Annotated in this window: 20 protein-coding genes and 1 pseudogene; 8 read left to right on the plus strand and 13 right to left on the minus strand. The window is 67.8% G+C overall.

All coding sequences use genetic code 11. The features are described from left to right. Positions 1-447: 447 nt before the first annotated feature. Together ABZW11_RS28680 and ABZW11_RS28685 are read right to left on the minus strand one after the other, a co-directional pair. Positions 448-1,005: a hypothetical protein gene (locus tag ABZW11_RS28680; protein WP_355423397.1), complete on the minus strand. Its 558-nt coding sequence runs from the start codon at positions 1,003-1,005 to the stop codon at positions 448-450. 27 nt (positions 1,006-1,032) lie between these two features. Then, entirely contained in the window at positions 1,033-2,841 is a 1,809-nt protein-coding gene (locus tag ABZW11_RS28685; protein ID WP_355423400.1) for a polymorphic toxin-type HINT domain-containing protein, read from the minus strand. Positions 2,842-2,976: 135 nt separating this feature from the next. Here ABZW11_RS28685 and ABZW11_RS28690 point away from each other — a divergent pair, with 135 nt between their 5' ends. Together ABZW11_RS28690 and ABZW11_RS28695 are read left to right on the plus strand one after the other, a co-directional pair. Then, positions 2,977-3,348 carry a type II toxin-antitoxin system RelE/ParE family toxin gene (locus ABZW11_RS28690; protein WP_355423403.1) on the plus strand — a complete coding sequence of 124 codons (372 nt, stop codon included), beginning with the start codon at positions 2,977-2,979 and terminating at the stop codon, positions 3,346-3,348. Next, positions 3,345-3,680, plus strand: a complete 336-nt coding sequence (locus ABZW11_RS28695) for a helix-turn-helix transcriptional regulator (protein WP_355423406.1) — start codon at positions 3,345-3,347, stop codon at positions 3,678-3,680. The genes ABZW11_RS28690 and ABZW11_RS28695 overlap by 4 nt, the downstream gene beginning before the upstream one ends. Before the next feature lie 378 nt (positions 3,681-4,058). On the opposite strand, the gene ABZW11_RS28700 is transcribed toward ABZW11_RS28695, so the two are convergent. After that, on the minus strand, positions 4,059-4,502 hold the full coding sequence (locus tag ABZW11_RS28700) for a DUF4265 domain-containing protein (RefSeq protein WP_355423409.1): 444 nt from the start codon (positions 4,500-4,502) through the stop codon (positions 4,059-4,061). Between the two features lie 438 nt (positions 4,503-4,940). Here ABZW11_RS28700 and ABZW11_RS28705 point away from each other — a divergent pair. Continuing rightward, a pseudogene (locus tag ABZW11_RS28705) lies at positions 4,941-5,075 on the plus strand (IS5/IS1182 family transposase); the annotation flags it as partial. A 41-nt stretch (positions 5,076-5,116) separates the two neighbouring features. Here ABZW11_RS28705 and ABZW11_RS28710 read toward each other — a convergent pair. The 6 genes from ABZW11_RS28710 to ABZW11_RS28735 form a co-directional block, all read right to left on the minus strand. Further along, entirely contained in the window at positions 5,117-5,899 is a 783-nt protein-coding gene (locus tag ABZW11_RS28710) for a tetratricopeptide repeat protein (protein ID WP_355423411.1), read from the minus strand. A 76-nt stretch (positions 5,900-5,975) separates the two neighbouring features. Beyond that, the gene (locus tag ABZW11_RS28715; RefSeq protein WP_355423414.1) at positions 5,976-13,862 is read right to left on the minus strand and encodes a polymorphic toxin-type HINT domain-containing protein; all 7,887 of its coding nucleotides are present in this window, start codon (positions 13,860-13,862) and stop codon (positions 5,976-5,978) included. A gap of 236 nt (positions 13,863-14,098) precedes the next feature. Continuing rightward, a complete protein-coding gene (locus ABZW11_RS28720) occupies positions 14,099-14,701 on the minus strand; it encodes a GNAT family N-acetyltransferase (RefSeq protein ID WP_355423417.1) in 603 nt (200 codons plus the stop codon). Between the two features lie 204 nt (positions 14,702-14,905). Continuing rightward, a complete protein-coding gene (locus ABZW11_RS28725; RefSeq protein ID WP_355423420.1) occupies positions 14,906-15,643 on the minus strand; it encodes a GntR family transcriptional regulator in 738 nt (245 codons plus the stop codon). Between the two features lie 841 nt (positions 15,644-16,484). Next, positions 16,485-16,943, minus strand: coding sequence for a zinc ribbon domain-containing protein (locus ABZW11_RS28730; RefSeq protein WP_355423422.1), 459 nt, complete (start codon positions 16,941-16,943; stop codon positions 16,485-16,487). Between the two features lie 49 nt (positions 16,944-16,992). Next, positions 16,993-18,165 carry an acetyl-CoA acetyltransferase gene (locus tag ABZW11_RS28735; RefSeq protein WP_355423425.1) on the minus strand — a complete coding sequence of 391 codons (1,173 nt, stop codon included), beginning with the start codon at positions 18,163-18,165 and terminating at the stop codon, positions 16,993-16,995. 228 nt (positions 18,166-18,393) lie between these two features. Between ABZW11_RS28735 and ABZW11_RS28740 the strand changes: the two genes are divergently transcribed. The 4 genes from ABZW11_RS28740 to ABZW11_RS28755 are packed head-to-tail and all read left to right on the plus strand — an operon-like array spanning position 18,394 to position 21,635. Next, positions 18,394-18,945, plus strand: coding sequence for a flavin reductase family protein (locus ABZW11_RS28740; RefSeq protein WP_355423428.1), 552 nt, complete (start codon positions 18,394-18,396; stop codon positions 18,943-18,945). Then, positions 18,932-20,050, plus strand: a complete 1,119-nt coding sequence (locus ABZW11_RS28745) for an acyl-CoA dehydrogenase family protein (RefSeq protein ID WP_355423431.1) — start codon at positions 18,932-18,934, stop codon at positions 20,048-20,050. The genes ABZW11_RS28740 and ABZW11_RS28745 overlap by 14 nt, the downstream gene beginning before the upstream one ends. A gap of 14 nt (positions 20,051-20,064) precedes the next feature. After that, the gene (locus ABZW11_RS28750) at positions 20,065-20,838 is read left to right on the plus strand and encodes an SDR family oxidoreductase (RefSeq protein WP_355423433.1); all 774 of its coding nucleotides are present in this window, start codon (positions 20,065-20,067) and stop codon (positions 20,836-20,838) included. Positions 20,839-20,888: 50 nt separating this feature from the next. After that, complete coding sequence (locus ABZW11_RS28755; RefSeq protein WP_355423436.1) at positions 20,889-21,635, plus strand: SDR family oxidoreductase; 747 nt, start codon at positions 20,889-20,891, stop codon at positions 21,633-21,635. Here ABZW11_RS28755 and ABZW11_RS28760 read toward each other — a convergent pair. From ABZW11_RS28760 to ABZW11_RS28770, 3 genes are all read right to left on the minus strand, one after another. Next, on the minus strand, positions 21,632-22,441 hold the full coding sequence (locus ABZW11_RS28760; RefSeq protein ID WP_355423439.1) for a hypothetical protein: 810 nt from the start codon (positions 22,439-22,441) through the stop codon (positions 21,632-21,634). The two genes, ABZW11_RS28755 and ABZW11_RS28760, sit on opposite strands and share 4 nt — an antisense overlap. A gap of 102 nt (positions 22,442-22,543) precedes the next feature. Continuing rightward, the gene (locus ABZW11_RS28765; RefSeq protein WP_355423442.1) at positions 22,544-22,807 is read right to left on the minus strand and encodes a hypothetical protein; all 264 of its coding nucleotides are present in this window, start codon (positions 22,805-22,807) and stop codon (positions 22,544-22,546) included. Positions 22,808-22,849: 42 nt separating this feature from the next. After that, complete coding sequence (locus tag ABZW11_RS28770; RefSeq protein ID WP_355423444.1) at positions 22,850-23,146, minus strand: hypothetical protein; 297 nt, start codon at positions 23,144-23,146, stop codon at positions 22,850-22,852. 220 nt (positions 23,147-23,366) lie between these two features. Here ABZW11_RS28770 and ABZW11_RS28775 point away from each other — a divergent pair, with 220 nt between their 5' ends. Continuing rightward, positions 23,367-24,020 carry an NIPSNAP family protein gene (locus tag ABZW11_RS28775; protein WP_355423447.1) on the plus strand — a complete coding sequence of 218 codons (654 nt, stop codon included), beginning with the start codon at positions 23,367-23,369 and terminating at the stop codon, positions 24,018-24,020. 27 nt (positions 24,021-24,047) lie between these two features. On the opposite strand, the gene ABZW11_RS28780 is transcribed toward ABZW11_RS28775, so the two are convergent. Next, positions 24,048-24,956 carry an SDR family oxidoreductase gene (locus ABZW11_RS28780; RefSeq protein ID WP_355423450.1) on the minus strand — a complete coding sequence of 303 codons (909 nt, stop codon included), beginning with the start codon at positions 24,954-24,956 and terminating at the stop codon, positions 24,048-24,050. Positions 24,957-25,010 lie beyond the last annotated feature (54 nt).

A 25,010-nucleotide genomic window follows, 5' to 3' on the forward strand; every position in this document is an offset into this window, starting at 1 on the left:
TCACATCACCTTTCCCAAGATCCGCCAGGCTCTGGTACAGCGCCAGGGGGAAACTGGCTTCTCTCGTAGTCGTCCTGACAACGAACATTGCATACTTCAGCCACTCGACCTGTATCGGGGTACATAGAATGGCCGTAGCGGAGAGTCCTCTCTCGGAGAGCCGCGCGGGCAGGCGCGCTCGCGGCAGACCTGCGCCTCTTGTGCCAGCGCAGGCTTATCGACTCCCGGCCAACGCACAGGTCGCGCGGAAAGGTGACTACGCATTCCTTGACCCGGGTGGCGAACACCGCGCAGGCCGGGCACGCCTTCGAAAACCCGTAACACTCGCTCCACCTCGGACGAGAACCGCTTCACCACATATCCCCGCACCAACGCCTCATGAAGCCACTCCGCATTCCGGGGAAACCGAGTATGTGATGTCCACCTTAGAAACTGCCGGGGCACTTCTCAGGTCGTCTTATTCCGAGCCCTGCGCTCTTCGGCGAGGTCAACCGCAACTTCCAGCTGATCCATGGCGGAGTCAAGCCGAGGACCGCTGGACTTCGCTATCTCGCGCTCCAGGATCGCAATCGCCTTATCGCTGTCCTCCCCTATGTCGCCTAGCAAAAAGGCCGCATATGAGAAGTCCTCTCCATCCAGCCGCATCACTACTTCATCGATAACAGGTAGAGCGCTGAGAACGGAACAACGACAATACTCTTCAACTTCATAGCGCTCATCATCGACAACCAACGAACGGCCGGAAGAGGAGCCGCGATAAATCTCGTGCAGTATCAACCACGCCTCTTCGTGCAAGTACCTCTTCAGACGCAGCTCAGCCAAAATCACGTCTGTCACCGCCGCAGCCGAGCTGAAGAGGTCACCTTGGTTCACAACCTTGCCATCCAGCGCCGAAAATGCCTCCGCCCGCTGACTTCTGGAGCCGTGCAGAAGCTTGTCGAGGACTGGCGGAACACCGGTAGCATCGCCATTCAGGATTTCGAGCTGCTGCCAGTCCCATGTCATCTATGTTCCTCGCGCTTTCTTGCCGCATTACCAGCGCCGGTCCGGCGGAACCTGCGAAGGTTTTATCCAGCCCCTACATCTGCCGCAGAAGTCTGCCTCTTTCATCGAATCGGGATGTGCAGGATGACCGAACCTAATATCCTCCGGATCTGAGCCGCCTGCGACAAGCTCATCGCGAGCCAGATTCTCCGCGCAGTGAGTTGATGGCACACCTCGCTCAGATCGCTTCACCCCTACAGCGACCCTGCCTGTTTTGCAGTCGACCGCTCCGACAATCATGACATGCTTTCTTCGCTGCGTGTTCGACATCTCCTCGCGCACTTGATCGCGAGCCCGGTCAGCGATCTCCCAGCATTGTTCGTCAGAGTAGGGTGGGCCATCGTTGTGGACGAGGATGGCCTGGCTGCCGGCCGCCACATGGTAGGTGTGGAAGTCCTCGACTGTCAGGTTGTGGACGCGTTGGGTGGCTGTGCGGTGGGCGACTGCGGTGATCTGGACGTACGTGCCGGCTGAGGTTTGCAGCCACATGCCGGGCTGCAGGGCGCCGGCGGTCAGCCAGGCCTTGCGCTTCGGGACCCAGAACGGGTGGTTGTCCGTCGCTGTGATGACGTCCTTAGCGCCGTCCACCGTGACGGTGATGTCGACCAGTTTCTTGAGGCCCTTGCTGCTGATCAGAGCCAGGACCGGGCGGGCTTCCGTGCGGCCGGTCGCCGGGTCGGTGGCCACTACCTCGTCGCCGGTCTCCACCTTTTCGATCGGCTTGGTCGAGCCGTCGGCCATCAGGACCGGGGTGCCGGGGACGAAGCTGTTGGGGAGGGCGCAGGTGGTGCCCGGCGGGTCCACCGGGACGTCCGGGATCGTGGCATCGACGATGTCCTCGATCACCTTGTCCGCGATGTCCTCGGCGGCGTTCTCTCCAAGCTCCTCGGCGACGTCCTTGGCGCACGAGATCAGGCTGCGGCACAGCATGTCACCGTCATAGTCGACCCCTTCGTAGTCGACGCCCGCGGTGGCTATGTCGGCGACCTCCGCCTCCTCCAAGACCATCTCGGTGGCCTCGTTGGCGGTCTCGTTCTTCTTCTTCGTCGTCGAGGTCTTCGTCTTCGGCTTCGAAGCCGTCTTCTTCGTGCTCTTTGGCTTCTTCGTCGTCTTCTTCGGGGTCTTCGCCTTCGGCTTCTTGACCTTGGGGGTCTTGACCTTCGGCGACTTGGCCACGGGCCTGGTCGGCTTCTTCGCCGCCGCCCTGGTCGTCTGCTTCTTGGTCGTCGACTTCTTCTTGGTTGTCGACTTCTTCTTGGTCGTCGGCTTCTTCGGTTTCCCGCCCTTCTTGGTGGCCTGCTTGCTGCCACTCTTGCCTCGCTGGGTGGCCTTCTTGACGCCATTCTTGGCGGCCTGCTGCGTGGCCTTTCTGCCGCCTGTCTGGGCGGTCTTCTTGACCGCCTGCTTGACGCCCTGCTTGACCACCTGCTTGACGGCGGCCTTGGCGAACTGCTTGATCGCCACCTGGGCCGCCACCCGCACCACCGCGAACAGGATCGGGATGCAGAACGGGCAGTTGCCGGACGGGTCGGTGTAGGCGAGCGGGTTGCCGCCCGCGTAGGTGTAGCGGTTGAGGTTGATCGACGGGTACGGGTCGATCGTGAAGTCGTCGCGCGAGGCGAAGCCACCCGTGCCCGGGATGTACCAGCGGGAGGCCATGTTGACCTTGCCGGTGTTCGGGTCGGTGTAGGCGCCCTGGTAGCCCAGCCGCCGCTTGGTACCGTTACTCGCGATGACCTCACCGAACGGGTTGTACGCGCTCGAGTCCACCAGCGCGTCGCCGGTGAAAGTGGCCACGACGTCGTCGTGCTAATCACTGAGCACGGTCGAAGGCTGTTGCCGTCAACGTAGCTGTCAGGACGTATGTGGTCGTCAGCGATTCGGCGTCGTGACACTGCTCCTCCAAGTAAAGGATTTGCTACACTTCTGGGCGTGGAGGAGTGGGAGATCCGCGTCACCAACGAGATCCTGGCCTGGATCAACGCCCTGGACGAACGATCCCGGGTGCAGGCCGTCGATGCCATCGACCGACTGGCCGAGGCCGGCCCGAGCCTGGGCCGCCCGCTGGTCGACAAGTTGGAAGGCTCCCAGGTCCACAACCTGAAGGAACTGCGTCCCGGCTCGGCAGGCCGCTCCGAGATCCGGATCTTGTTTGTGTTCGATCCGTGGCGGTCGGCCATCTTGCTGGTCGGCGGGGATAAGTCCGGTGACTGGTCGGGCTGGTATCGGCAGGCCATCCCCCGCGCCGAAGAGCTGTACGCGAAGTACCTGGCCGAACGCGAGACGGAGGAGAAGGACCGATGACGAACTTTCCCAAGTGGAACGACGTCCGCGCCGACATCGTGGCCACCTCCGGCGGCGAGGAGGCCGTGGCCGAGGCCCGGCGGCGCAATCAGGCCTACATCGACGGCTACCGGCTGGCCGAACGGCGCAAGAGCCTGGGCCTGTCACAGACCGAGGTCGCTGACCTGATGGGAGTGACCAAGAGCCGGGTCTCCCAGATCGAACGCGGTGAGGTGTCCACCGTGGAGACCATCGCCCGCTACGTGCAGGCCCTCGGCGGGCAACTCCAGATCTCGGCCGTGTTCGGCGATGACCTGTACATCCTGCGCGGCACCGACACCCACGCCGCGTAACTCGAACACCATCTTCACGCCCCGATCACACAAAACCCGAGCAGCGACAGAGCGACCGCGACGCACACCAGCTCGGAGTCGGTCAGCACCGGGGGCGGCCCGTCCATCGCGGTCCCTTCAGCTCATCGTCGATCTTCACCACCATCCGGATAACGCATACCACCGGCATACTCCCGAAGCCCGCCGTACGCATGCAACCGCCAGGTGACACCTCAGACTTTCAACCTCTGTACCGGGCCTCCTGGCAGCTACCCGGGCCGGACTTTCACCGGCAAGCGTCGACGAGCTTACGAACAACAAGATCAGCCACTACGTCACGGCTTCACCTCCTGCTCTGCTGGGCGCACGAAAAGAGGTCACTGATTTGGGCGACGAGGCTTATCTGTGTTCGCGTGCAACGCACGCCTCTTCATAGTCCAGGATAGCTTTTGCGGACTCACGGTCGATGAGACCATGAACAACCCTGTAATCAACCTCCGGCGGCACATCGACAGCAAGCAGAGACTGGATTGGACCGGCCTCGGCCTCACAGCCAAGCTGCTCCAGTTCTCGCCTAACTCGGACCTCGGCATCTTCCCGGAAGAAGATAAGTCGGAGAGTTGAATGACCCCTCGCAGACAGCAGTTTGGAGAACCGCCCCTCACCGGCAGATGCGCGATAGGAGACGAAATCCCCTTTGCTGATTCCAACCACAAATAAAGGGACGCTGAGAACTTCTCCCACGCCGTCAGCGAGCGGCCTGACCCAGATTCCCTCTCGTATAGGGAGGGCAGCCGTCCGGGTCCTGTTCGAGCGGAAAAACCACACGAACAGAACTAACACTTGAAGCAGACATGCTACCCTCGCACTTCTATTGCCGCTAAGTAGAGACAGTAACGCTTTCCGTGAGCCTTAGCATCCGAAACTACAGCGGCTTTTTTGGGGGGTGTTACTCCAGCGAGCGTTGCAGGGCACACATCACCCGACCATTCCAGGGAGATGCTGGACCGCCTAGCGACTCGGGCCAAATGTATCGTTCGCGTTTCGCGAGGATCAGGAGAAACGCTTTTACGTGAAGACTGCGCAGGAATTGTCTCAACACTGCAGTCATCACAGACAGTTAACCTACCATTGTTATTCCGGGATTTCTCGACGACCTTACGCTTGCCGGCGGGCGTAAATGGCTTACCCGCACCGTGTCATTTCAGCATCCAGATCTGTGGTTACGCTCGCGAGTCTACTTCAAATCGACACGGACTGGTGTTGTGAACGAGGACGGCACTCGGCGGACCGGGAGAATGGGCCAAAGCACAGCTGAAGACCTGGCGTACCCCGCGCAAACTCCGCTGCTGCCCACTCCTCGCAGGTCAGCTCGTCAGAGCGATCCTCGTCCTTCAGCGCCGCGAGGCGGGATGAAAAGCACTCACAGGATCGTAAGATAACCGTCGCTGCTAGAGCTATTTCCTCGCCACGCGAATGAGTGCTTCCGCCTCGGCGCTTCTGTCTACAAGCTCGGCCGCCATCCTGATCTCCTGATCGGACATCGAGCGAGCCAGCGATATCGCCTCATGAACGCCGTCCCCATCGCCAAAGTCGAGCAATTTGAGGAACCAGCGCACGGCCTGCACCTTGTCCACCGGCCCGCCCACTCCGTCTCGATACCACTCCGCCAGCGTGTAGATGACCCTTGAAACGCCACCTGACGCTGCCACGCCATAATGGACGCGGGCCTGCGCGAAGTCCTGCTGCGCCGCGAACTGGTCGCCCAGAACAGCGTTGGCGGCCGGCAGTCCTTCGTCGGCGGCCCGGCGCAAAAATTCCAGCCCCTTGACTTCGTCCTGTTCGACGCCAGCTCCCTGTAGGTACATCATCGCCAGATTGAAGAGAGCGAACAGGTCGCCCGAGAGGGCCGCAGACTCGAACAGCTCGCGAGCCGCATCGAGATCCCGCTCTACACCTATACCATTGGCGAGCATCGAGCCCAGCCCACGTTGGCCAGCCGGGTGGCCAGCCTTGGCCGAGGCGACGAATAGCCGGTACGCCTTCTCCGGCTCCCTAAGGCGTTCCAGGTAGAGCCCGGCAACCAAAGCTTGGACATCCGCTCGCCCCTCGGAAGCAATCTCCTCAAGCTGCGGAAGCATGCGCATCAGTTGCTTGCCGGCTGCGGCATCCCCCCGCACGAGTGCCTCGTGCAGTTGCTCCGCCAACTCGAAGAGATCACTACCGGATCGATTCGCCATCGTGTCAAACCTCGCCTACCCTGGCCCACAAAGATTACCCATGGTACTGGAAACCGGGGTCGGCAACAACCGTAGTTTACGGTTTGAACTGATAACGTCCGCTGGGATCATTTACTGCTAAACATTGCCCGGTATGACGAGCCATATCCGTGAAGAAATCGAAGCAGTCATCACACATCGGCCTCGTTACCGTTACCTCCTCGCCCGGCCTGAGGGTCGCTGCCTGCTTCTCTGCATGGGACAGGTAGTAAGCGCCTGCTCCTGCTTTATTGTCGCGAAAGTCGGGAACGCGGCCCTTACCAATCGAGTCCTGCACTTTAAGGACATCTTCTAGACTGGGGCGTTCAAATCCGTCCGGGACAGTGTCCGCATAACCGCTGAGAGTGAAGATACCGTCTACGTACGCTGCCGTCTTCTTCGGGTCGTAGGACGGCCACTTGATCCTATCGTTGTGAACGAGGATCGCTTGACTGCCGGCCACCACGTGGTAGGTGTGGAGGTCCTCGACGGTCAGGTTGTGGACGCGTTGGGTGGCGGTGCGGTGGGCGACTGCGGTGATCTGGACGTACGTGCCGGCTGAGGTTTGCAGCCACATGCCGGGCTGCAGGGCGCCGGCGGTCAGCCAGGCCTTGCGCTTCGGGACCCAGAACGGGTGGTTGTCCGTCGCTGTGATGACGTCCTTAGCGCCGTCCACCGTGACGGTGATGTCGACCAGTTTCTTGAGGCCCTTGCTGCTGATCAGAGCCAGGACCGGGCGGGCTTCCGTGCGGCCGGTCGCCGGGTCGGTGGCCACTACCTCGTCGCCGGTCTCCACCTTTTCGATCGGCTTGGTCGAGCCGTCGGCCATCAGCACCGGGGTGCCGGGGACGAAGCTGTTGGGCAATGCGCAGGTCGTGCCGGGCGGGTCCACCGGGACGTCCGGGATCGTGGCGTCGATGACCTCTTCGATGACCTTGTCCGCGATGTCCTCGGCGGCGTTCTCTCCAAGCTCCTCGGCCACGTCCTTGGCGCACGAGATCAGGCTGCGGCACAGCAGGTCACCGTCGTAGTCGACCCCTTCGTAGTCGACGCCCGCGGTGGCGATGTCGGCGACCTCCGCCTCCTCCAAGACCATCTCGGTGGCCTCGTTGGCGGTCTCGTTCTTCTTCTTCGTCGTGGTCTTCTTCGGCTTCGAAGCCGTCTTCTTCGTGGTCTTCTTGGGCTTCTTCGTCGTCTTCTTCGGGGTCTTCGCCTTCGGCTTCTTGACCTTGGGGGTCTTGGTCTGCGGCTTCTTGACCTTGGGAGTCTTGACCTTCGGCGACTTCGCGACCGGCCTGGTGGGCTTCTTCGCCCCCGCCCTGGTCGTCTGCTTCTTGGTCGTCGACTTCTTCTTCGTGGCCTTCTTCGGTTTCCCGCCCTTCTTGGCCGCCTTCTGGCCGGCCTTCTTTCCCGCCTGCTGCGCGGTCTTCTTCCCGGCCTGCTGGGTACCCTTCTTGGCGGCCTGCTGCGCGGCCTTTCTGCCGCCCGTCTGAGCGGTCTTCTTGACCGCCTGCTTGACGCCCTGCTTGACCACCTGCTTGACGGCGGCCTTGGCGAACTGCTTGATCGCCACCTGGGCCGCCACCCGCACCACCGCGAACAGGATCGGGATGCAGAACGGGCAATTACCCGAAGGGTCGGTGTAGGCGAGCGGGTTGCCGCCGGCGTAGGTGTAGCGGTTGAGGTTGATCGACGGATACGGATCGATCGAGAAGTCGTCGCGCGAGGCGAAGCCACCCGTGCCCGGGATGTACCAGCGGGAGGCCATGTTGACCTTGCCGGTGTTCGGGTCGGTGTAAGCGCCCTGGTAGCCCAGCCGCCGCTTGGTACCGTTACTCGCGATGACCTCACCGAACGGGTTGTACGCGGTCGAGTCCACCAGCGCGTCGCCGGTGAAAGTGGCCACGACGTCGTCGTGCTGGTCGCTCAGCACGCCCAGCTGGACGCCGTTCTCCGCCAGGCTCACCAGCCTGCCGTCGGGGTCGCGGCCGAAGCGGGCCTTGACGGTGCCGGCCGGGTCGGTGACGGCGGCGATGTCGTTCTCGATGCCGGTGTAGACGAAGCGCTCCTCCTGCCCGCCCTGGGTGCGCGAGGCGAGGCGGCCGAGGCCGTCGTAGGTGTAGGTGGCGTCCCCGTCGGAGACCAGGTTGTCGAAGGCGTCGAACTTGAGCTGCTTGGTGACGCCGTTCGTGGTCTCGGTGGCGAGGGTGCCGCGCGGCGTGTACGTGTACTCCGTCCCGCCGCCCGACAGCAGCCGGTTGCGCTCGTCGAAGACGAAGGACGTGTCCCCGACCTTGACCCGGTTGCCCGAGTCGTCCCACTCGTAGGTGGTCGTGGTGCCGTCGGGAGCCGTCCAGGAGGTCATCCGGTCGGCCTGGTCGTAGGTGTAGGTGTTGCTGCCCGCACCGGCCGTGCCCGCGGTGACCTTGGAGCGCAGGTTGTCGTTCTTGTCCCAGCCGTAGGTGATCTTCGCCAGCTGGCTGCCGGCGGCGTTGCGCAGGGTGTGGCTGGTGATGCGGTCGAGGTCGTCGTAGCCGAACTCCTGCTTGCCTCCGGGGCTGGCGGAGGTGAGCGTCCTGAGGCGGTCGGCGGCGTCGTAGTCGTAGGTCAGGGAGCGGCCGCTGACCGCGTCGCTGAAGGTCTTCAGTCGATCGGCGGCGTCGTAGCCGTACGTCGTGGCGCCGTTGACGTCCTGCTTCCTGGTGGCGTTGCCGTAGGCGTCGTAGGTGAAGGCCGCCGTCTGCGTGCCGCCCTTGGCGACCCTGGTGAGCAGCCCCCGGTCGTTGTAGTCGAGGGTGTAGTCGCCGACGACGGTGTTGCGGCCGGCCGCGTCGTAGTCGAACGTCCACCGCGGCGTGTCCACCTCCGCGCCCGTGCCGCTCTGCTCGGTGAGGCGGCCGAGCGCGTCATAGGCGTGGTCGACGCGCACCCCGCCGGGGTACCGCGCCGAGATCATGTTGCCGCCGGCGTCGTAGACGTAGGTCCACGTTCGGTCGGCCTCGTCCGGGTGCGCGGTGGTGGCCGGCTCGATCGTGCGCTCGGCCAGGCCGAGGCTGTTGTACGTCGTCCAGAACGCGTTGCCGCGACCATCGGTGGCCCTGGTCGGCGAGCCGGCGATGTCGTAGCCGTACGTGGTGGTGATCGACTTGTCGGCCGAGACCGGCTCGACCAGCTTGGTCAGCAGGTCCGTGGCGTCGTACGTGCTCCGGACCGTGTGGCCTTCCGGCGTGGTCTCCGAGATCTCGTTGCCCGCCGCGTCGTAGGCGTAGCCGGTCGTCCGCAGGACCTTCCCGGTGTCGTCGGCCTCCTTGAGCGCGGTGAGCCGGCCGGCGAGGTCGTACTCGCTGAGCGTGGAGTTGCCCAGCGCGTCGGTGACCTTGGTCGTCCGCCCGGCCGGATCGTAGGCGTAGGAGACGGCGTTGCCCGCCGGGTCGGTCTCCTCGGTGATCTCACCGGCCGCGTTCACCTCCCACGAGGTGGTCCGGTTCAGCGGGCCGACTTCCTTCGTCCGGTCGCCGGCGTCGTTGTAGGTCAGCAGCGTGGTGAACGCCTCGGCCGCCGGTTTGCGCTCCAGCACCGTCGTCTTGTACATCCGGCCCAGGCCGTCGTAGTCGCTCTCGACGCGTGCCCCGGTCGGGTCGACGGCGGCGCGCAGCTCCCCGGCTAGGTTGTACTCGTACACCCACTGCCCGGCTGCCCGGCCGGTGGCGGCGGGCTCGGTCACGCGGACCCGGTTGCCCAGCGCGTCGTACTCCGTCACCCAGGTCGAGCCGCGCGGGTCGGTGTACTTCGTCACCTGGCCCGCCGGGTTGTAGGCGAAGGTCTCCTTCGGCGTCAGCGTCGGGCCGCCCGGCTGCTGGTACGGGAACCCGGTGATCGACACCAGACGTCCCAGCCGGTCGTAGGCGGAGGTGGTGACCGCGCCGGCCTCGTCCACCTCGTGCGTACCCCGCCCCGCGCTGTCGTAGCCGAACTTCACGCTCGGCCTGGCCCGCCTGGGCTCGGCGCCGTACTCCTCCACCGCGACCTCGGGCGCCTTGACCTCGACGAGCCGGCCCGCCGCGTCGTGGCGGTAGTGGGTGGTGAAGCCGGCCTCGTCGGCGCCCGAGGCGTTGCCGCGCGGGTCGACCGACTCGACGATCAGGCCGCGCTCGTCGACCTTCCAGCGCGTGGTGACGTCCTCGTCGCCGTTCTCGACGGTACGCCGGACGAGCACGTCGTCGTCGTTGTAGGCGAACTCGACCGACTCGGCGCGGCTGGTGCCCGCGCCGGTCCTGGTCATCTTCGTGACGTTGCCGTTGGCGTCGTAGACGTAGGCGGTCTTGCGAGCCAGGTCCGCCGGGTCGAAGGTCTCGGACGTCACCCGCCCGGCGGCGTCGACCGTGTAGCTGATCTCCTCGATACGGCTCGCGCTCTGCGTGGGGGTGCCGCCGGCGGCCACGTGGACGAGGTTGCCGGCCGCGTCATAGGTGTTCTCCTCCAGCACGACGTCGCGGGTGCTGGTCGAGCCGTTCAGCTTGGCGCCCTTGGCGACCACCCGGTGCAGCAGATTGTCGCCGTGGTAGACGTACTCGGTCTTGCGGCCCTCTGGCAGCGAACGCAGGCTCAGGCGCCCGCCCGGGTCGTACGTGAGCTCCTCCAGCACCACGTCCTTGGCCGGCTGCGGCGAGACCGGGCTGCCGGTGTAGCCCTTGAGCGTCGTGCTGTGCAGCTCGCCGCGCCGGGTGTAGGTGTACTCGAAGCGGTTGCCCAGCTCGTCCACCATGTGGGTCTGGTTGCCCATGGCGTCGTGGCCATAGGAGACCGTGCCGCCCTCGGGGCCCATCACCGCGGCCACCCGGCCGAAGTCGTCATAGGTGTAGGTGATGGTGCGCGGCGGGTCGCCGCCGGTGAGGTCGGAGGCGGTCTCGGTGAGCGCGTTGCCGTCCGGGTCGTAGGTGTAGGTCACCTCGGAGGTGTGGGTGACGTCCGTGACCTCGTTCTTGATGCCGGGTCCCCGGGTGGACAGCAGCCGGCCGACGGCGTCGTAGGTGTACGTCGTCCGCACCCCGTCCGGGTGTTCCTCCGTCACCTCCGTCTTCGAGGTCATCCGGCCCAGCGGGTCGTGAGTGTACGTGGTCACCAGCCCGGCCGGCAGCCGGACCTCGGCGTGGTCGCCCGCCGCCGTGTAGGCGTGGGTGGTCGTCTTGCCCCGGAAGTCGGTCTCCGTCTTCACCAGGCCGGCGGGCGTCGTCCCGCCGCCGACGGCCGGTTCTGTGCCGTCGGTGTAGGTCACGGTGGTGGAGCGGCCGTCGGGGAAGTCGGGGGTGGCCGGGGTGGTCTGCTTGACCTGCTCGCCGTACTCGTTGTACTCGATCGTGGTGAGGTAGCGGTTGTCCGTCTCGCTCGACGAGCGGGCGTCCCGTTCGTGGGTCAGCCGGTTGTTGCGCGGGTCGAGCGGCTTGTCCTTGTCCCAGTAGTAGTCGCGGTAGACGTACTGGCAGTCGCCGGCCCTGCGGCAGGTCTTGATCCTGATGGCGTTGCCACGCTTGTCGTGCCACTGCTGCGAGACGGTGCCGTTGGGGTCTGTCTGCTTGACGGCGAACCCGCCGGTGTCGTACGAGTACGTGGTCTTGCCGCCCGCCTCGTCGACCGTGTACGCCAGCCGCTTGTTGCGCAGCGAGTCGTAGGCGTACTGCAGGGTCTCGCCGCGCGGATCGGTGAGCGTGATCTTGTAGAGCCCCTCGACCCAGTCGATCTCATAGTCGCCGAGCCGCCAGGTGCCACCGTCGCCGTCGGTGTGCGTCAGGAGCGCGTCGGTCGATGGGTGGTAGGTGTTGCTGGCCCAGACCCGGCCGGAGGGCAGCGTGGTCTTGACGAGCTTGTGGCTGGCCTTGGCGCGGGCCGCGAAGTGCGCCTGCACCTCGGCCTCGGTGAGCGGCTTGCCGTACACGGCGAACTCGTCGATCGAGCCCTTGAACGCGAACGCGCCCGACGTGGTCTGGCCGGCGGGGATGTCCCGCCAGGAGGTGGCGCGGTCGCCGCTGCCCAGGAACGCCTCCGCGAGGTAGCCGGTGGGGCGCGTGCCGGTCAGCTCACCGACGAGTTGCCCGTCCAGGTACAGCTTCTGCGTGTTCCCGTCCACGGTGAGCACCACGTGGTGCCACTGGTCGTCGTTGACGGCGCCGGTGGACGTGATCGGGGTGTAGCTGCCGTCGACGTAGCCGAGCTGGCCGCGCAGCTTGCCGTCGGTGCCCACGTACACCACGGGCTCGGTCGCGCCGAACTCGTAGCCGAACTGGCCGGCGGACAGGACGATGCCGTTCTGCGAGGTCTTGATCCAGCCCTCGACGGACATCGAGTTCTGAGCCTTGTCCAGCATGTCGAAGGGCAGCATCATCGTGGACTTGGTGAAGGCGGCCGCGGTGTCGGCGGTGCCCTCCAGGGCACCCGGCTGCCCGACGGTGACGTTCTTGTAGATGCCGTCGCCGCCCTCGCTGCCCAGGTTCGCCGCGGGTTCGAGCCGCGCGTCACCCAGCCGCCAGTAGCCGAGCGGCTCGGAGTCGAGCACGAGGCCCTTGTAGCGGGAGCCGTCGCCGTAGGCGTAGGCGGTGCAGTTCGGCGCGGCGGCCGGTGAGCAGACCGAGGTGAGGTTCCCGTCGGTGTAGGAGTAGGTCCAGGTCTGCGCCGTGCCGTCCACCGGGTCGGTGGAGACCGTGGCCACGCGGTGGCCGTCCCAGGTGAAATGCAGCGCCCGGCCGCCGGGGCCGCTCACCGTGTCGAAGGTGCCGTCGGCGTTGTAGGTGAGCGTCTGCGCCCGCCCACGGTTGTCCTCGATCTTGGTCAGCCGGCCGTTCTCGTTGAAGACATACGTCGTCGCGTACGTGTCCATGAGCCGCCAGCCGCCGCCCTCGACGTCGGCGAGCGTGTCCTTCCTGCCCGGCGGGGCCTGGTAGGTGCCGTCGCCCTTCGGCGCGAAGCGGACCCGGCGGCCGCTGGCGTACGTGACCAGCAGCCCGGTGATCGTCGAGCCCGAGCGCTCGGCCACGATGTTCATGTCCCAGGTGGCCGACCAGCCGGGGCCGAACATGCCGTCGGTCCGCGAGTCCAGGCTGTTGTACGTGCGCACCACGGCCAGGTCAGGCCCCGCCACCTGCACCTGCGCGTCCACCACCGTGGTGGTGTAGTTGCCGGAGGCGAGCGAGAACTCCTTGCCGTCACCGAGCTGCTCACCCAGGTGCGGGCTGTTGAACGGCTGCGGCGACTGCGTGCCGATGAGCTGCTTCTCGGACGTCGCCGTGGCCCGGCTCTCCGGGTCCGTGACGCGGACCCACCACTCGTACTGCTTGCCCCATTCCAGCCAGCCGGCGGTCACCTTCCAGGTGTCGGCGCCCAGCATGTCGGAGGAGTTCCAGCAGGGCGGGTCGGGCGGCGGAGGGAAGACGACCTCGTCGGTCTCCTCCGGCTTCTCGCAGATGCTGTAGCGATAGCGCATCTCGATCCAGGGCCCGCCCAGCCGCGAGGCACGGACGGTGAACAGCGGCGTCGTGGTGCCGACCAGCGAGCCCGCCACCGGGTAGACCGCGTCGATGAAAGGGAACGTGTCGGCCGCGGTCGCGACGTCCCGCTGTTCCGCGCGTCTGATCGCGGGAGGCAGCTCAGATTCGGGTTCCTTGTCCGGTTTCAGCGCCGTCCGCGGCCATCCGCCGGCGTCGCGGGGCAGGGCGCCCGGCACGTACGGGTCCTGCGCGTCGTCCGACGCGGTTTCCCCGGCGGGCCGGCCCGTCATCTCGGGCAGGGCCTCGGCGCCGCGTAACGGTGCCTGCCGCGTCACGAAGCCGGTCTGCTGGACGCTCACCTCGGCGGCGACGGGCATCGCCGGTAACTGGAGCAGCCCCGGCAGCCCGGCGATCAGAACGAGAGCCGCCGTCCGGGAGAGGAAGGCATGCGACAAGAATCTGCGCACGGCGCGTCACACTCCGAACCACAACGAGGGACGCCCCTGACCAGGGCGTCGGACGTCGCTCCACCCCACCGGCAGGCGCGTGCCTGACTCGTGCGGCTCTGGAGCTCTGACTGAACCGGGCAAAGCGTAACTAGCCAACCGTCAACCCGACAAGATCGACTTTGCTGTCGTTTCTGTACGGAATGTGACGTTCCGCATGGACCCCGGCGGGGGGTGGGACCGGGGCCGGCGGTGGGTCAGGCGCTGATCAGCTCCGCCATCGTGAGGTCACGGAAGGCCGTGGCCGGCACGTCCTCCGAGGGGCGCTGGAAGAGCGCGCCCGACGACCGATGCGGCAGGTCCACCGTGCGGACGTGGCGGAAGCCGCGGCTGCGGTAGTAGTCCTGCAGTTGCGGGTTGCTCTTGGCGCAGTCGAGCCGCAGCCAGGGCAGGCCGGACGCGTACGCCATGGAGCAGGCCCAGTCCAGCAGGGCGTCACCGAGGCCGGAGCCGGACCAGGGACGGGCGACGGCCAGCTTGTGGATGTAGAGCGCGGCCCCCGGGTCGTCGGCGGGTTGCCAGAACTCGGGGTCGGCGTGGTCGTCAAGGGCTATGGTGGCCACAGGCGGGGCCGATTCGTCGGGGTCGAGATACCTGAGCTCGTCATCGAGCAGGAAGAGCACGCGTTCGGCGATGAGCGGCTCGATCCGCTCGGGGCCGAACCCTCCCCGCGGCCACTGCCGCACTCCCCGCATGTACAGCCACTCGGCGGTGTCGGCGAGCAGCGTGAGTACGCCGGGAAGGTCCGCGGGTTCCGCTCTGCGCAGGGAGAGCGGGTGCAGGAGGGTGGTGGTGTGCATAAGACAAACCCTTCGATGCCGTGGGTGTCCGCAGCGGCACGATGCGTAATGGCGCAATGGTGCGCTGGGGCGAAATGGGGCCATATACCCGATGTATATGGATAAATGGCGATTTAGGGGAGTATGCACGACTCCCCATGGCCAGCGAGGCGGCTAATTCTCGCTGCGCCCGGCCGGCGGGATCACCCCTTCACCCACGAGCTCTCAGCGGCGATCGAGCTCGTATCTGATCAGATGTTTGTCGGCTGGCAAAACCGACACGGCGACACGCACAGGCATGTCAGCCCGGTCGTACCCCACTCTGACGTACACCATGACTGGTGTACCGAGTTCGAGCTGGAGACGCTCTGCCTCCTCCTGGTTGGGCATGCGCGCCCAGATGTCGTCGACGACGCGCACCTGCGCATGGCCCAGCTCCTCCAGCACCCGGTTCGCCCCTCGCGCGATGTCACCGGGCCTGGCGATCTCGGAATCTGCGACTAGATCACGGGGAAAGTAGGAGTCGTTGGTGTTGTACGGCTGTCCGTCCACGAACCGCAGACGGCGTCTCACCACCGCCAGCTCCCCATCGGCCAGCTCGAGCCTGCTGGCGATCTCCTCGACCGGAGACACCGTCAGGACCTCGATGTACTGGCTGGGCGCCCGGCCCTCCTGCGCGACGGCGTAGGCGAAGGCCTCGCGAAGTTCCCCGCTGGGTTGTGGCTCCAGCTCCCGTTGCGGATAGATCAGTAACGGGCGCCGGTCTCTGACCACCGTGCCGCGCCGCGGCGTGCGCGTGACGAGCCCCTCGTTGACGAGTTCGCCGAGGGCCAGTCGCACGGTGTTCCTGCTCACCCCATGGTCTTCCATGAGCTGCGCCTCGGTCGGCAGCTGTGCCCCGGGGCCGAGGACACCCGAGTAGATGGCTCGACGCAACTCCGAAGCCACCTGCTGATACAGCACCGACCTTGCCACTTTCACCCCTTTTGTTCCAACAATTTAGACGATCTGGTTCTAGCAGGCCACAACCCCTTGACCGAACCCCCTTGACCGGCCCATCATCCATTCGTTGGTACAAATCCATCTAAAGGCCGGTGAGGGGGTGAAGGCCAGTGTTGCCGGTCCGCGCGGGTACGCCATACCTGCCCTGGCAGGACCCTCGCGAAGCAACGCGTTCACTGCGTTACGCGTCGCTCCGCCTGCGGTCAACCCACACCTACCAGAGCATGGGCGGCGGCACGCCCGCGCACACGGTGTCGGCTGAGCTGACCGCGAGATGCGCCGACGGATCCTTAGTCCGCAACGAGGAGGTTGGCGCCCCCGTCGCGCATTCCATCGATGACCCGGTCGGAGCAGCTCGACACATCGCACGTATCCGGCAGCTGGAGCCTTCGCGCTCCCCCATCGACTCCGTGTGCGGATCAACGGTTTAGGACTCCATCCCTCGCCGGAGTCCTGGGTCGTCGCACACGGGGCAGGAAGCGCGTCCTGGCGGGTCCCCCACGCCCGCCAGGGCGCGCTTTCCTCCGAGGGGACCGGCAGAACCGACGCCTCCATCTCCCGATGGGGGCCTTTCCATGTGCCGGGGGGCGGTGCGCGGGCGGGCATGCGAGCACCGCGTGACCTCCTCGCGGTCACGCAAGCCTTCGCGTACGCAACGCTCACGTCTGCCCCAAGTCCGCGCCGTCCGCGTTGACGACGCCTACTGCCTCATCATCAACCCTCAGGGCCGAACGTGGGGACACCTTTCGTGACGGTGGGACTGGTGGGATTTACCGGTACCAATCCAATTTCCGGCTCAAGGTCAGAAACCGGGAGGATTTACGGCGCCGTCCCCCGCAGCGACGCCCGTCCCGGGCCCGCTCCCGTCGCCGGCCGGCGCCCAGTTCAGCAGCGTCACCCCCGCCGCGACCTCGACATACTCTCCCGTCACCGGCTCCCAGGGCGCCGGTGGCCGCGACGCCCGCCAGTTCCCGTACACCAGGCAGCCCGGCACCGCCGCCAGCCGGACCATTACCACTAGGTATGGGTCGCGTCTTCCCGGCACGAAGGGTTGACGGCTGACGATCCAGCTCTCCACCGTCCCCTCGGGCGCCACCTCGCGCCAGTGCCACTCCTCCGTACGGCAGGCCGCGCAGAACGCGCGCGGCGGGAACCGGAGCGCGCCGCAGGAGCAGCACTCCTGCACCGCGAACCGCCTGTCCGCCAGCCGCTCCCACCAGGGCGCCGAGTCGCGGTCGGGCTGGGGCAGGTAACCGGTCATCGGTCACTCCTCCAGAGGGGCCGGTCAGAAGGCTCCTCACGAAAGCCGGTCATCGGTCGCTCCTCAGGATCAGGGCGCTGGTGGCGGGCAGGACGTAGCCGGGCTGCGCCGTCGAGAGCGCCACCTCGGCCCCGGCCACCTGCCGCTCCCCCGCCTCGCCGCGCAGCTGGGAGACCGCCTCGGCGATGTGGTTGATGCCGTGCACGTATCCCTCCGACAGGAAGCCGCCGTGCGTGTTGACCGGCAGCGGGCCGCCGAGCGCGGTGGCGCCGGAGGCCACGTACGGGCCGCCCTCGCCCTTGGGGCAGAAGCCGTAGTCCTCCAGCTGCACGATCACCGAGTACGTGAAGCAGTCGTACAGCTCGGCCACGTCGATGTCGGCGGGCCCGAGGCCGGCCTGGGCGTACAGGCGGGGCGCCAGCTCGGCGGCGGCCGTCACCGTGGGGTCGGCGGCGCCGCCCGACAGGTGCGAGGTGCCGCCGCCCCAGGCCGCCGCAGAGATGAGGACGGGCGGGCGGCGCAGCGCGCGGGCGCGCTCGGCCGTGGTGACGACGACGGCGCACGCGCCGTCGGTCTCCAGGCAGCAGTCCAGCAGCCGGAACGGCTCGGCGATCCATCGGGCGGCGAGGTAGTCGTCCAGGGTGATGGGGGTGCGCATGAGGGCGCGCGGGTTGGCGGCGGCGTGGGCGCGCTGGGTGACGGCCAGGTGGCCGAAGTGCTCGGCCGTGGTGCCGTAGCGGATCATGTGGGCGCGGGCGTACATGGCGTACTGCTGGGGCGGGGCGACGTAGCCGTACGGGGCCTGGTACTGCACCTCGGGGCTGACCGGCAGGGCGCGTCCCGTGCCGCCCATGCGGAACTCGGAGCGGGCGTTGACGGCGCGGTAGCAGACGACGGTCTCGGCCATCCCGGTCGCGACGGCCAGCGCGGCCTGGCCGACGACGGCGTGCGAGACGCTGCCGCCGCCGAACTGGTCGAGGTGCCAGGTGACGCCGGTGAGTCCGAGCGCGGGCGCGACGAGCGTGGGCGGGGCGGAGTCGCCGACTCGGTGGGTGGCCAGGCCGTCCACGGCGTCGGGCGGCAGCCCGGCGTCCTCCAGGGCGGCGAGCACGGCGCGGCAGGCCAGGGTGAGCGTGCTGACTCCCGAGTCCTTGGAGAAGGGGGTCCAGCCGACGCCCGCGACGGCGGTGCGGTCGCGGAATTCAAGCAAGCGCTTGGGCACAATGGCACCGTAGGCAGCCTCTCTCGCCGCTGTCAACGCAGGTCGGAGGGTACGACTTGACAGCCGTTTCGGCTTCCCCCTAGCGTCCAAGCAAGCGCTTGGTAAGATTGAGCGCACAGGCGGACGAGGAGGCCCACCATGAGCACACACGCTGCCCGGCTCATCGCACCGGACGGCTGCCGCGGCCTTCCCACGCCCCATCAGCGCAGGATTCGCAACGGAGCCGCCATGGCCACGGGCCCAGCCCAGCCTGTCCAAAGCGGTCAGAACGGCCAGAGCGGCCGGCTGGACAGCCGCCGCTTCCGGCAGGTGCTGGGCAGGTTCGCGACCGGGGTGGTGGCGATCACCGCCGTCGATCCGGTGGACGGCCGGCCGTACGGGCTGGCCGCCAACTCCTTCACCTCTGTCTCGCTCGACCCGCCCCTCATCGCCTTCTGCGTGGCCCACACCAGCACGAGCTGGCCCAGGGTGCGCGGAGCCAAGGTCGTCACCGTCAACGTGCTGGCCGAGACCCAGGAAGCCGTCTGCGTGCAGATGGCGGCCAAGGGCGGCGACAAGTTCGCCGGGCTGGCCTGGACCGGCTCCCCCGGCGGCAACCCCGTGCTCGACGGCGCGCTGGCCTGGCTGGACTGCGCGGTCGAGGCCGAGCACCCGGCCGGCGACCACGTGATCGTGGTGGCGCGGGTGCTCCAGCTCGACACGCACGCCGACGCCGGCCCGCTGGTGTTCTTCCGCGGCGGCTACGGAGGATTCGCCGGGGGGTTCGTTGAGCCTGCGTGAGGAGGCGCGGGCCTTTCTGGAGGAGAGCCTGAGCGGCCCGTTCGCCCGCGCGCGCGGGCTCGGCGGTCCGGGGCGCGAGCACGAGGGCCACGAGCTGCGCCAAACGTGGGAGCGCCACCTCGGCAAGCACGGCTGGACGTGCCTGGCCTGGCCCGAGCGGTACGGCGGCCGCGCCGCCTCGCTGGAGGACCAGGTCGCCTTCCACGAGGAGTACGCCAGGGCCGACGCCCCCGCCCGGGTCGGCCACATCGGCGAGGGCCTGATCGGCCCGACCATCCTGGAGTTCGGCACCGAGGAGCAGAAGGAGCGCTTCCTGCCGCCGATCCAGCGCGGCGACGAGCTGTGGTGCCAGGGCTACTCCGAGCCCGACGCCGGCTCCGATCTGGCGAACATCCGCACCAGGGCCCGCCTCGAAGGCCGCGAGTGGGTGATCACCGGGCAGAAGGTCTGGACGTCGCTGGCGCACGTGGCCGACTGGTGCTTCGTGCTGTGCAGGACGGAGGAGGGCTCGCAGCGGCATCGCGGGCTGTCGTACCTGCTGGTCCCCATGAAGCGGCCAGGAGTCGAGGTACGGCCGATCGTGCAGCTCACCGGCACCTCGGAGTTCAACGAGGTGTTCTTCGACGGCGCCCGCACGGCGGCGGGGAACATGCTCGGCGCCCCTGGCGACGGCTGGCGGGTGGCGATGGCCACGCTCGGCCACGAACGCGGCGCCTCCACCCTCGGCCAGCAGATCGGCTTCCGCCGGGAGCTGCGGCAGGTCATCGAGACGGCGAAGCGCACCGGGGCGGCCGGCGACCCCGTGCTGCGCGACCGGCTCGTCCGGTCGTGGCTGGAGCTGGAGATCATGCGGCTCAACGCGCTCAGGATGCTGCGCTCCGGACGGCCTGGCCCCGAAGCGTCGATCGCCAAGCTCTACTGGTCGGAGTGGCACCGCAGGCTGGGCGAGCTGGCGCAGGCCGTACAGGGCCGGGCGGGGCTGGTAGGAGAGCTCGACGCGCTGCAGCGCCTCTACCTGTTCAGCAGGGCCGACACGATCTATGCCGGTTCGAGCGAGATCCAGCGCACCATCATCGCCGAGCGCACGCTGGGACTCCCCCGCTGAACGGAGCCGCACCCATGCCCACGTCCTACCCCAGAGCGCACGGCCTGCTCGACGGCCGAGTCACGCTGGTCACCGCCGCCGCGGGCGCGGGCATCGGCTACGCCACGGCCCGGCGCTGCGCGGAGGAGGGCGCCACGATCGTGCTGTCGGACCGGCACGAGCGCCGCCTGGCCGCCGCCGCCGAGGCGCTGACCGAGCTGACCGGCGTCAAGCCGCTGGCCGTGCCGTGCGACGTGACCTCGGAGGCGCAGGTGCTCGCGCTGTTCGACGCGGTGGTGGAGGCGCACGGGCGGCTGGACGTGGTGGTCAACAACGCCGGACTCGGCGGTACGGCCCCGCTCGCCGAGATGACCGACGAGCAGTGGCACGCCGTCATCGACGTCACCCTGACCGGCACCATGCGCTGCACCAGGGCGGCCCTGCGGCACATGATCCCGCAGGGCGGCGGCGTCATCGTCAACAACGCCTCCGTGATCGGCTGGCGGGCCCAGCGCGGGCAGGCGCACTACGCGGCGGCCAAGGCCGGGGTCATGGCGCTGACCAGGTGCGTCGCTCTAGAGGCCGCCGAGCACGGGATCCGGGTCAACGCCGTGGCGCCGTCGCTGGCGGTGCACCCGTTCCTCGCGAAGGTGACGAGCGAGGAGCTGCTGGCGGAGCTGGCGGCCAAGGAGGCGTTCGGGCGGCCGGCGGAGCCGTGGGAGGTCGCCAATGTGATCGTCTTCCTGGCCAGCGACTATTCCTCGTACATGACGGGCGAGGTGGTCTCGGTCTCCTCGCAGCATCCCTGACCGGCGCGACGCCTGGCGACCGACCAGTTGGTATGGCATGCTCCCAGAACATGACTCTGTTCTCCGTTGAAGGCAAGACCGTCGTCGTCACCGGCGGCTCGCGCGGCATCGGGCGCATGATCGCGGCCGGGTTCGTGGCCGCCGGCGCGGACGTGTACATCTCCGCCCGCAAGACGGCCGAGGTCGAGAAGACGGCCGCCGAGCTGGGCTGCCGGGCGGTGCCCGCCGACCTGTCCACGCCCGACGGGATCGACCGGCTGGTGTCGGCCGTGGAGGGGCCGCTGCACGTGCTGGTGAACAACGCCGGCGCCACCTGGGGCGCGCCGCTGGAGGAGTTCCCCGAGCACGCCTTCGACAAGCTCTGGAACATCAACGTCAAAGGCGTCTTCTACCTGACGCAGAAGTTCCTGCCGCAGCTGCGGCAGGCGGCCGGCGCCGACGACCCCGCGCGGGTGATCAACGTGGGCTCGGTGGACGGCATCAGGGTGCCGGCGCTGGAGAGCTACGCCTACTCCTCGACCAAGTCGGCCGTCCATATGCTGACCCGCCACCTCGCCCAGCGCCTGGCCAAGGAGCACATCACGGTGAACGCCATCGCCCCCGGGCCCTTCGACTCGAAGATGATGGCGTTCGCGCTCGACGACCCCGGCACCCGCGAGGCCATCGCGCAGAGCGTGCCGCTCGGGCGCATCGGCCGGCCCGACGACATGGCGGGCGCGGCCATCTACCTGTCGTCGCGGGCGGGGGCCTACCTCACGGGGGCGGTCATCCCCGTGGACGGCGGCATCACCTGCTAGCCCAGCAGCTCGCGCAGCGCCACCGCGAACCGCGCGGGGGCGGCGGGGTCGAGGTTGAGGAAGAAGTACGGCTCGGTCAGCTCCAGCTCGATCAGCACCGGCTCGCCGCCGGGTAGCCGGACCAGGTCGATCCTGGCATAGAGAAGGTCATGGGGTACGGCGGTGAGCACCTTCTCGGCGAGTTCGACCTGGTCCGGGGCTGGTGTGCGCAGCTCGGCCCGCTCGTTGTCCTCGGTGGTGGCACCGGGGGCGAGCATGGGGCTGCGGCGTACGGCGTGGCTGAAGCGGCGGTTGAAGTAGAGCAGGGAGGTCTCGCCCTCCGACTCGACCATGTCGAGGTAGGGCTGGACCATCGGCGTGCGCCCCGCGGCCTCCAGCGCCGCGGCCAGCCGGGCGGCCTCGGCGCGGTCGGTGGTCCTGGTGGTGTCGCGGGCGCCGGCGGAGACGGCCGGCTTGACGACGTATTCCGGCCAGTGGGGCAGCTCCCGCGACGACCAGTGCGTGGGCACGATCGGCACGCCCAGCTCGCGCAGGTAGGTCTTGTCGGTGTTGGCGTCGATCACGGGGTACGGATTGAGCAGCCGCGTGAGCGAGGCCACGTGGCGCGCCCACCCGACGAACTCCTCGCGCCTGTCCACGTAGTCCCAGACGCTGCGGACCACCACGGCGTCGTAGGCGCTCCAGTCGGTGTCAGAGTCGTCCCAGCGCTCGGCGCGCCCCTCGATGCCGGCCTCTCGCCAGGCCGCCAGCATCGGGGCGAGCTCGTCGTCCGGCCCGTCAAACGTGGCATAAGCACAGATAGTCACGCAGGGATGCTAATACGCCGCAAGCCGGGCCATTTCCGGCCCGGCTCGCCACGGTCGGGCCGCGCCGCGGTCCGGCGGTCGCGCGGCGCGGCCCTGGCTGTGCTAGTCGACCACGTCATCCACGACGACGTCGCTGCCGTTGGTGCCCGTCACGGCGTTGCCGTTGACGTTGTTGAAGCTGGTGGCGCCACGACCGCCGCTGACGTTGGCGTTGTAGACGTTGCCGAAGTTGTTGCCCGACTGCGAGGAGTTGGCGTTACGGCTGGAGTTGCCCGCGTTGGTGTCGGCGTAGGCGGGGGCCGACAGCAGGGTGACGCCGGCGGCGGTGGCGGCGATGACACCGGTCACACAGAGCTTCTTCATCATGATGTGTCCTTTCGAGGTGCTGTTTTCTCGGACGTCAGCCGGTCAGTGGAAGATGTAGGTCACCGTGATCCCGCCGTTGGTCGCGGTGGGTGCGATGCCGTTGATGTTGTTGACGTTGGTCGAGAGCCCGTCGCCGTCGTTGCCGGCGAGGACGTCTCCGAAGGCGTTTCCCGACTGGGCCGAGTCGGTGTTGGCACTCCGGTTGACGGCCCAGTTGCCACCGGCCCAAGGGCCCGTCCACCGGGCCCAGTCGTCGTCAGCGTGAGCGGGAGTTGCGAGTAGCGCTCCGCCGGCGGCTGTTGCGAGCACGGCCGCGACGGTCCACACCCTTCTGATCACATCTGCTCCTTCGCCATCCGAGGGGAAAGCCCGCCGGGGACGGCGGCCACCGGGCCCGATGGGCACCGCCGTCCCCTTTGGGGCTTCCTTGACCTCAGGGGATCAAGGTCAGTGCGAGCATATAACCATGTGTGGTCGAATGGTAGCGAGGAGTGATCAGAACATTGTTCGGAGCATACGCTGACAAGGGGTGTCAGTGACCCGGGCTTACCGTCCGCGCATGATCTACGAACTGCGGCGCTACCGCATGCGCCCGGGACGGCGCGACACCCTGATCTCGCTGTTCGAGCGGGAGTTCGTCGAAGGACAGGAGGCGGCGGGCATGCGGGTGCCCGGCTCCTTCCGCGAGGCCGGGGAGCCGGACACGTTCCCCTGGTTGCGAGCCTTTCCCTCCATGGAGGAGCGGCGCGCCTCGCTGGAGTCCTTCTACGGCGGGCCGGTGTGGCAGGCCCACCGCGACGCCGCCAACGCCACCCTCGACGACTCCGACGACGTGCTGCTGCTGCGGCCCGCCGGGCCCGAGCCGCCCCTGTCCGAGCGCCCGCCCGCCGGCGCCACCGGCCTGCCGCCCGCCCTGTACGTCGCCACCGTCCATCACGTCGGGGCCGGCTTCGCCGGGTTCTTCGCTCGCGAGGTCGCGCCCGTGCTGGCCGAGGCGGGGGTGCCCGTCGTCGCGTGCTTCGAGAGCGAGCACGCCGAGAACACCTACCCGCGGCTGCCCGTACGGACCGGGGTGAACGTTTTCGTGTGGTTCGCCCGCTTCGACAGCCCCGAGAAGGAACAGGAGGCGGATCTGCCGATGATCACCCCCTACCTCACCGCCCCCTCACTCCGCCTGGGACTCCACCCGACGGCCCGCTCAACCATGCGCTGATCTCAGAGGTCGGACCTTACCGGCGGGTCAGGTGGGCTGGCCGTAGACGGGTTCTGGGGGTGGGGCCGTGGCCAGGAGGTCGGTGACGGCCGGGCCGATGTCCGCCGGGTCCCAGCGCGCGCCGCGGTCCACCTTCGGGCCGTGGCGCCAGCCCGTCGCCAGCGCGATCGTCCCGCCCTCCACCTCGAACACCCGTCCCGTCACGTGCGCCGACTCCTCCGAGCCGAGCCAGACGACGAGGGGGGAGACGTTCGCGGGGTCCATGGGGTCGAAGCCGGACGCGGGCCGGGCCATGGACTCCGCGAACACCTGCTCGGTCATCCTGGTACGGGCGGCGGGCGCGATCGCGTTGACCGTCACCCCGTACCGCGCCAGCTCGGCGGCGGCCACCAGGGTCAGCGCGGCGATGCCCGCCTTGGCCGCCGCGTAGTTGCCCTGCCCCAGGCTGCCCATCAGGCCCGCGCCCGACGAGGTGTTGATCACCCGGCCGCTGACCCGGTCGCCCGCCTTGGCCCGCTCCCGCCAGTACGCCGCCGCGTGCCGCAACGGCGCCGCGTGACCCTTGAGGTGGACGCGTACGACGTCGTCCCACTCCTGCTCGGTCATCGAGACCAGCATCCTGTCCCGTACGAAGCCGGCGTTGTTGACGAGCACGTCCAGCCGGCCGTACGCGCTGACGGCGGTCCTGACCAGCCGCGCCGCGCCGTCCCAGTCGGCGACGTCCTCGTTGCTGGGCACCGCCTGCCCGCCGAGGTCGCGGATCTCCTCCGCCACCGCCAGCGCGGGCCCCGCCGAGCCGCCCTCGCCGCCGGGGCCGGTGCCGAGATCGTTCACCACGACGCGAGCGCCCTGCCGGGCGAACTCCAGCGCGTGCTCCCTGCCGATGCCCCGACCGGCACCCGTCACGACCACCACGCGCCCGGCACAGATACCCACGCAGACCTCCCGAGAAGGATCAAGCACAAATATCAGCAAACACCCCCAGAAACC

It is taken from the genome of Nonomuraea sp. NPDC004580 (genome assembly GCF_040609855.1).
In the GTDB taxonomy this organism is placed as follows: Bacteria; Actinomycetota; Actinomycetes; order Streptosporangiales; family Streptosporangiaceae; genus Nonomuraea; species Nonomuraea salmonea.